We start from the raw sequence: 8,751 nt of genomic DNA on the forward strand, positions 1-8,751 counted from the left end.
GAAGCCCGACGCTATTGATATTACCAAAATATTTTCAAAAAACAATGTTTAAGCTTATCCTGATGTATTTAGGGGATAATATAGGAGCGTAATCAAACGATGGTCCCTCCGGCAAATTCTGCTGCCCGCCCGGATAATGGTTTATTGGCCGGGCGGATACCGGGAGACTGTTCGCCCAAAGTATTCATCTCAAAAAAATGAAACTCCCGGATTCGCAAATTCCGGCCTGCAATTCCGGGCAATCTGCTTACACCAATATTCGTTCATCCCTTTCAAAAACCTCAGAAACCAGGTAACATTTTCATAAAACGATGTTACATTTTTGAAACGTCGTTATCATTTATTAAAATAATTAAAATTCAATGTTTTGATTTTCAATTCATTAAAATAAATTAACACATAATTAACCTTGACGAAATATTTTGTTACATCATTAAACCCTCAGATTACCTTCCCGGGATATATTAGCCACAAGCAAATTAATAATTTTCTATAATGAAATCGCCTATCATTTGAAAAAGTGAGTGTAATGAACAAAGAGCGATTCCATCTGATTCATAAAAAATAATAAATATATACAGATGAATAAAATTGTGATGTGGTCTGTCACCGCAGCGTTGGCAGGATTTCTTTTCGGGTTTGATGTAGTGGTAATTTCCGGGGCCGATAAAAAACTACAGGCACTTTGGCATAGCTCAGATGCCTTCCACGGAGCTGTTGTAATGGGAATGGCATTGTGGGGAACCGTAATCGGTGCCATCTTCGGCGGAATCCCCACCAATACCTTCGGAAGAAAGAAAACCTTACTGGCCATCGGGGTCTTATATGCACTTTCCGCCATCGGAACAGCATGTTCCAACGACCCTTATCTCTTTGCATTTTTCAGGTTTATGGGCGGTTTGGGCGTTGGTGCGTCTACCATTGCTGCACCGGCTTACATTTCCGAGATTGCACCGGCAAAAGACCGGGGCCGGCTGGTTTCCCTATATCAGTTCAACATCGTTTTGGGTATTTTGGTGGCCTTCTTATCCAATTATTTACTCAGCGGAATCGGTGATAATGACTGGCGTTGGATGCTTGGCGTTCAGGCGATTCCGGCAGCGGTCTATACCCTTTGCGTTTTCATCATTCCCGAAAGTCCGAGATGGCTGGTGTCCAAAGGCAGAATAGAAGAAGCCAAAAATGTAATGAAAATCATCAGTCCGGACCAGGATTCCGATACGCTCATCACACAGATGGAAGATGACCACGCCGAAGCACCGAAGGAGAACATCTTTATGAAAAAATACCGTTTCCCATTGATGCTGGCTTTTCTGGTGGCCTTTTTCAACCAGATGTCGGGAATCAACGCCTTCTTGTATTATGCACCGAGGATTTTTGGTGAAGCCGGGTTGGGTGAGAAAACCGCACTGCTCAGCAGCATCGGGATTGGTATTGTGAATATGGTTTTCACCCTCGTCGGCGTTAATCTGATCGATAAAGTCGGCAGAAGAACCCTCATGTATATTGGTTCCGTCGGGTATATTATTTCGTTGGGACTGGTTTCGATGGCGTTTTATTTCCATTGGTCAGGGCTGGCGATTCCGGTATTCCTGTTCCTGTTCATTGCTTCGCATGCTATCGGTCAGGGAACGGTGATCTGGGTTTTCATTTCCGAAATTTTCCCAAACCACCTCCGGGCTTCGGGACAGGCCTTCGGAAGTTCCACGCACTGGGTTTTGGCGGCGGTTATTCCGTCAATGATTCCGACTTTATTTTCCACCATCGGCGCAGGAACCGTATTTCTGGTCTTCACCGTTGCAATGGTCTTCCAGCTGTTGTTCGTGATTTTTATGATGCCCGAGACCAAAGGTGTTTCCCTCGAAAAACTCAGCAAGACCTTAACGAAAGAATAAAACTCAGTTAATTTCAGCAATAGAAATGGTAAAGATTTGGGCAGCTGTATCCGTCCTCCGTTCCCGCTTTTTTCTGTCATTGCGAACCACGTCAAGCCATCAGTAGAAACATTCAACTCCCGCAATGCCAGAAAAAGAGCTCCACTCAGGCCGGGCTGCGGGATTCGTCATAAAATAAGTTTTGCCATTAAGAATACTATTTTGACAACCATACAATTCTGAATGAAATTTAATCAGATTTAAAACGTCCCACAATCGTTCAAACTCAACCAAAAAATTAAAATTTGCCCAATCCGCAGAATCTGCGTGAAACAAAAATAATCGTAATGAAAAAAATAACATCAACTTTACTCATCGCTGTCGCCTTCCATTCCGGCCTGCACGCACAGTCGGATTCCAGGCTCTCGGAAGAGCAGCTCTACCGGCCCAATTTCCATTTCAGTCCCAAAAAAGGCTGGATGAACGATCCGAACGGCCTCTATTACAAAGACGGCGTCTACCACCTCTTTTTTCAGTATTATCCCGACGGGAACAAATGGGGACCGATGCATTGGGGGCACGCTGCCAGCAAAGACCTTGTGACGTGGGAAGAACAGCCGGTGGCACTGTCTCCCGATGATTTGGGATACATTTTCTCGGGAAGTGCAGTGGTGGACAAAAACAATACTTCCGATTTCGGAGATTCCAAAAACAATCCGGTCGTCGCCATCTACACCTATCACAATCCCAACCGTGAAAAAGACGGGAAAATAGACGTGGAATCCCAGGCGATCGCTTATTCGCTTGACAACAGCAAAACCTGGACAAAATATGCTTCCAATCCGGTTCTTCAAAACCCCGGAATCCGTGATTTCCGGGACCCGAAAGTATTTTGGGATGCTAAAAGACAACAGTGGATCATGGTATTGGCCGCTCAGGACAGAACACACTTCTACGCATCAAAAAACCTGAAAGACTGGACATTCCAATCCGAATTCGGGAAAGAGGAAGGGGCGCACGGCGGCGTTTGGGAATGTCCCGACCTATTTCCGCTGAAAGTGGAAGGAACTAATGAAGAAAAGTGGGTGCTGATTGTCAACATCAATCCGGGCGGACCGAACAAAGGTTCTGTCGGACAGTATTTTGTCGGTGATTTCGACGGGAAAACCTTTAAGACGGATGAACTTTTTAATCAACAGCTTCATAAAGAAAAAGCCGCCTGGCTGGATTGGGGGAAAGACAACTATGCGAGTGTCTCCTTCGACAATATTCCGCAGGACAAGAGAATCATCATCGGCTGGATGAGCAATTGGGAATATGCGCAGGAAGTTCCTACCGAAGCGTGGCGCAGCAGTATGACTGTGGCAAGGGAAGTTTCACTCAAAAAAACAAAAGACGGCTATATCCTCAGGAATGTTCCGGTTTCCCAGCTAAAAAATTATCAGGGGAAATCCATAAAGAAAAAAATCAATGTACAACCTGAAAATAAACTGTTTGGTAAACCGGAAATTGACCTTAGCAAAGCCGTTTTAGAGTTGGATATAAGCAAAATGACTGCCGGAACCTACACTTTCGCACTGAAAAATTCATTGGGGGAAAAACTGATTTTCGGGATGGATAATAAGACCAGAGAACTTTTCGTCGACCGTTCCGGATCAGGGAAAACAGCTTTCGGGAAAAATTACGCAACACCCGTTACCAAAGCACCGCTGGGTCAGGCATATACCCATGCAAAAATGAAAGTGGTTTTGGATAAGACTTCCATAGAAATTTTCTTTAATAACGGTGAAAAAGTACTGACCGAAATCTTCTTCCCCAACGAAAATTTTTCAGAACTGACCCTATCGACAGACACGGAAGGAAGCTCATTAAATATCGACGCCCATCAGGTAAATATCAAATAAAACCCTGGATGGCTGTAATCAACAGCATTGGGTGAAGCCCGATGACCGAAAGAAATTGAACAGAGAATCACAGTCCTGAAAGGGCTTAATCAACAGCATTGGGTGAAGCCCAATGACTGAATGAAAATTGAATATAGAATCACAGCCCTGAAAGGGCATAATCAATAGCATTGGGTGAAGCCCGATGACCGAAAGAAATTGAATATAGAATCACAGCCCTGAAAGGGCATAATCAACAGCATTGGGTGAAGCCCGATGACCGAAAGAAAATTAAATAGGGAATCAAAGCCCTGAAAGGGCATAATCAATAGCATTGGGTGAAGCCCAATGACTGAAAGGCGCCATCAATGACATTCGGTGATGTCCCAATGGGAATATTGAATTAAAAATTTTTATTAAAACTAAAACTGTACGATATGAAGAAATATAAAATGGCCATTGCCTTTTGCCTTCTCCCGTTTTCCTGCCTCCTGGCACAGGAAATCGTCAGGGGCAAAGTGCTGTCTTCCAATCAGAAACCGCTGAGCGGGGTTACCGTAACGGTTTCCGAAACAGGGGCTGCCACGACCACCGACAGCAGCGGTGCATTTCAAATCAGTGATTTGCAGAAAGGAAACAAACTTATTTTCACATATCCCGATTACTCCACGCATGAAGTGGTGGTGGATGAGAAGACTGTCCTCAATATTGTTCTGGCTGCCGATAAGGTGAAAAACATCGATGAAGTCGTGATGACCGGATATACGAAACAGAAAAAGGCAGACATTACCGGAGCTGTTTCCATCGTTGATATGAAAGACCTGAACAAACAGGCCGAGCCGAATCCCATCAAATCCCTTCAGGGAAGGGTAGCCGGGGTCAACATCTCGGCGGACGGTTCGCCTTCCGGGGGAAATACCAAAGTCCTGATCCGGGGTGTAGGCACGCTCAACAATACCGATCCGCTCTATGTGATAGACGGTGTTCCCACAAAAGCGGGAATGCACGAGCTGAATCCTGCCGACATCGAAACGATGCAGGTGCTGAAAGATGCTTCATCCGCCAGCATCTACGGCTCCAGGGCGGCTAATGGGGTGATCATCATTACCACGAAAAAAGGAAAAAAAGGCAGGATGAGAATCGACCTGAATTATTATACGGCCTTTTCCCAATATGCAAAAAAGACCCCTGTTCTCAATGCAAAACAGTTCGGGCAGGTGCTTTGGCAGGCTAATATTAATGATGGTCTTAATCCAAACAATAATAACCTGAGCTATACTTTCGACTGGGGTGTCCAGAATGGGGTCCCGACCTTATACAACAGCTATGTTCCGGAGTACCTGGATGCAGCGAAAACCATCAAATCTGCCAATACCAACTGGTACGATGAGGTGTCCCAGACCGGCGTTGCCAATTCTTTGGATGTAGCCGCTTCCAGTGCTTCGGACAAAGGGTCTTACTATTTCTCAATGGGTTATTATAACAATGACGGTATCGTAAAGCTGACCAATTTCAAGAGATTGTCTGCCCGCGTGAATACCTCCTATAATTTTTTCGATGGTAAATTGAAAATCGGGGAAAATTTCACCTTCAATAAAACCAATGAAGTGATGGACCCCGGTGTTCTGGACCCGGCTTTGAGAGCGCTGCCTGTCATTCCTGTTCACACCGTGGACGGGATAGGGTGGGGCGGCCCGGTGGGCGGGATGAACGACCGTCAGAATCCTGTCCGTCTTCTGGAATACAACAAAGATAACGGCTACCGTTACCAGCGTTTTTTCGGAAACGTCTACGCCGAATTGCAGCCCGTGAAAAACCTTACCCTGAAATCCAGCTTTGGGATTGATTTTTCAAACTACTATAAAAGAATGCTGCAGCGGAGCTATGTTTCCGGCTATCTTCAGAACAAGACCAATGCGGTGAACATCGACCAGTCCGATACCGAAAAATGGACGTGGAGCAATACCGCACAATACACGGCCAAAGCAGGAAACCACCACTTCGATTTGCTGGGCGGGATGGAAATGTACCGCGATACCTACAACAATACCTGGCTCAGAAAAGAAGGATTCCTGATTGAGACACCGGATTATATGTATCCCGATGCCGGAACCGGCGATGCCTTCAACGGTGGCAGCTCTACCTATTACAGCCTGTTGTCCTATTTCGGAAAATTCTCCTACGATTACGACAACCGTTACCTGTTCTCCGCAACCGTGCGTTATGACGGCTCTTCAAGATTCGGGAAAAACAACCGTTTCGGAACGTTCCCGGCATTTTCGGCGGGCTGGAGGATCAATAAGGAAGATTTTGCAGAGAAATGGATTCCGTTTTTCTCGGATTTGAGACTGAGAGCAGGCTGGGGGCAGACCGGGAACCAGGAAATCAGCAACTCTGCGGTGTACTCGCTGTATATTGCGAATTATGCGGGCGGCAATCCCACCTGGGCCACTTCTTACGGCACGGCTTACGATATTTCCGGGGTAGGAAGCGGTTTATTGCCGTCAGGATTTATTGCCACACAGACCAAGAATGATGATTTAAGATGGGAAACCACTACGCAGACCAACCTCGGAATGGATTTCGGATTTTTTAATCAGAAGCTGACCGGAAGCGTAGATATTTACAAAAAAGCAACCAAAGACATTCTCGTGCTGCCGCCGTACCTTGCAGTGATTGGCGAAGGCGGGAACCGCTGGATCAACGGTGCGTCTATGGAAAACAAAGGGCTTGAGGTTGCTCTAGGCTATGCCGATAAAACGGCTGGTGGCTTCGGGTACGAAATTTCAGGAAACTTTTCAGTGAACCGGAACAAAATCACCGGGTTGCCACAATCGGTTATCAACAATTATGGCGGAAACGGAACGACGGATAATATCTTGGGAAGGCCAATTAATTCAATGTACGGTTATGTGGCCGACGGACTTTTCAGGACGCAGGCCGAGGTGGATAATTCCGCCACACAACCCGGAAAAGGCCTGGGAAGAATCCGTTATGCCGATTTAAACAACGACGGCATCATCGACGATAAAGACAGAACATGGATTGGAAATCCGAATCCGGGTTTTATGTATGGCGTTAATCTTAATTTCTCTTATAAAAATTTCGATTTGTCGACCTTCTGGCAAGGCATCGGCGATGTGGATGTCATTAATTCCAAAAAATACCAGACCGATTTCTGGAGTGTGGATGATGTCGGTTCCAACAAAGGAACGAGATTGCTCAATGCGTGGTCACCACAGAATCCAAACTCTGATATTCCGGCATTGACAACGGTGGACAGTAACGCAGAATCAAGGTTTTCATCCTATTATGTGGAAAACGGAAGCTATCTGAAATTAAGGGTTTTACAATTGGGGTACAGCATTCCGAAAAATGTGCTGGAACAGTATAAAATCACCAATTTCAGGATTTACATTAGTGCACAGAATCTTCTGACCCTCAAATCCAGGAACTTCACAGGCATCGACCCGGAGACACCGGCTTTCGGCTATCCGCTTCCGCTGACGTTTAATTTTGGAGTTAATTTATCATTATAAGATTGGAAAGGTTTATGAAAAATACAAGGCTCCGACAAGCTCAGCCTTACCATACAGCCTTTAAACATTGATTATTCAAAGGTGTCAGCCTGAGCTTGTCGAAGGATATCTTAGAACGGATTGAATAATGCTTAAATATTTTAATTGAAATTAATTTATTGATTATTAATGATTTATTAATTGTTGCTTTTCTTAAATCCTTACTATTTAAAAATTAAAAAAACAGTTCTGTAAAGCAGACTTTAAAAATTTTAAAAATAATTACAATGAAAAAGAATATACTTTTAACAATTGCCTGCGCTTTCCTTTTGGGAATGACTTCCTGCAACGATTTCCTGGATAATGAACCGAGAGGGGTGCTTTCCGAAGCCGATGTGGTAACCCCTCAGAATGTGGACGGTTTTGTGGTGGCGGCTTATGCTGCGCTCGGCAACGACCATTACGATACGCCTTTCAGCCTTTGGCCTTACGGAAATGTACGTTCTGACGATGCCTACAAAGGCGGAAGCGGAACCAACGACATCCAGGCCTTTCACTTTTTTGAAATTTCAAACAACATCCGTTCGGATTTTGGTGAATTAGACCGGCTCTGGTATCTGCATTATGTGGGAATCGGACGTTGCAACAAAGCTATTGCAGCACTGAATCAGCTTTCCGAAGCGCAATATCCGAACAAGCAGAAACGCATTGCCGAAATGAAATTTGTAAGAGGACATTTTTATTTTATGCTGAAAATCCTTTTCAAATATGTGCCTTATGTGGATGAAAATACGCCGATTGAAGATTACCCGAAAATTTCCAACCGGGCAAAAACCGACCAGCAATTGTGGGATGCCATCGCTTCTGATTTTGAATTTGCGGCTGCCAATCTTCCTTCAACCCAATCCGAAGCCGGAAGGCCGAAGAAAAGTGCGGCGTATGCATATCTTGCCAAAGTGCGGCTGTACCAGGCTTATCAGCAGGACGATAATTATACGGTAACCCAAATCAACCCGGCAACGCTTCAGAAGTCCATTGATGCGGCCAACCAGGTGATTGGGAACTATACTTTGGAATCGGATTTCGGGTACAACTTCCTTCCGGGAACGCACGACAACGGTCCGGAATCGGTTTTCTCCATCCAGTATTCCGACAACGACGGAACACTTTTCGGAAGGCTGAATTATGGTGATGTCCTGTCTCTTCCGCAAGGTCTGGGATGCTGCGATTTCCACAAGCCGAGCCAGAACCTGGTAAATGCCTTCAAAACCACACCGCAAGGTTTACCGATGTTCGATACCTATAACGATACGGATCTGGATTATCATCAGCTCAACAATTACAAAGTGGACCCAAGGCTGTATCACACAGTGGCTTTGCCGGGACTGCCGTGGAAATATGAGGAAAACAAAATCTACCAGGAAAGCTGGAACAGAAGCCCGGGAACCTACGGTTATTATGCGTCGTTAAAGGAAA

At 45.1% G+C, this 8,751-nt stretch carries 4 protein-coding genes; all 4 read left to right on the top strand.

Going from position 1 to position 8,751, the window contains the following annotated elements:
• Positions 1–581 precede the first annotated feature (581 nt).
• Entirely contained in the window at positions 582–1,895 is a 1,314-nt protein-coding gene (locus tag QZ735_RS03040) for a sugar porter family MFS transporter (protein ID WP_294244025.1), read from the top strand.
• 326 nt (positions 1,896–2,221) lie between these two features.
• Positions 2,222–3,778: a glycoside hydrolase family 32 protein gene (locus tag QZ735_RS03045; protein WP_294244027.1), complete on the top strand. Its 1,557-nt coding sequence runs from the start codon at positions 2,222–2,224 to the stop codon at positions 3,776–3,778.
• 416 nt (positions 3,779–4,194) lie between these two features.
• The gene (locus tag QZ735_RS03050; RefSeq protein ID WP_294244028.1) at positions 4,195–7,296 is read left to right on the top strand and encodes a TonB-dependent receptor; all 3,102 of its coding nucleotides are present in this window, start codon (positions 4,195–4,197) and stop codon (positions 7,294–7,296) included.
• Between the two features lie 266 nt (positions 7,297–7,562).
• The coding region (locus QZ735_RS03055) for a RagB/SusD family nutrient uptake outer membrane protein (RefSeq protein WP_294244029.1) at positions 7,563–8,751 on the top strand (1,189 nt) is incomplete at its 3' end.

This window comes from uncultured Chryseobacterium sp. (assembly GCF_913776365.1).
Classification (GTDB): domain Bacteria; phylum Bacteroidota; class Bacteroidia; order Flavobacteriales; family Weeksellaceae; genus Chryseobacterium.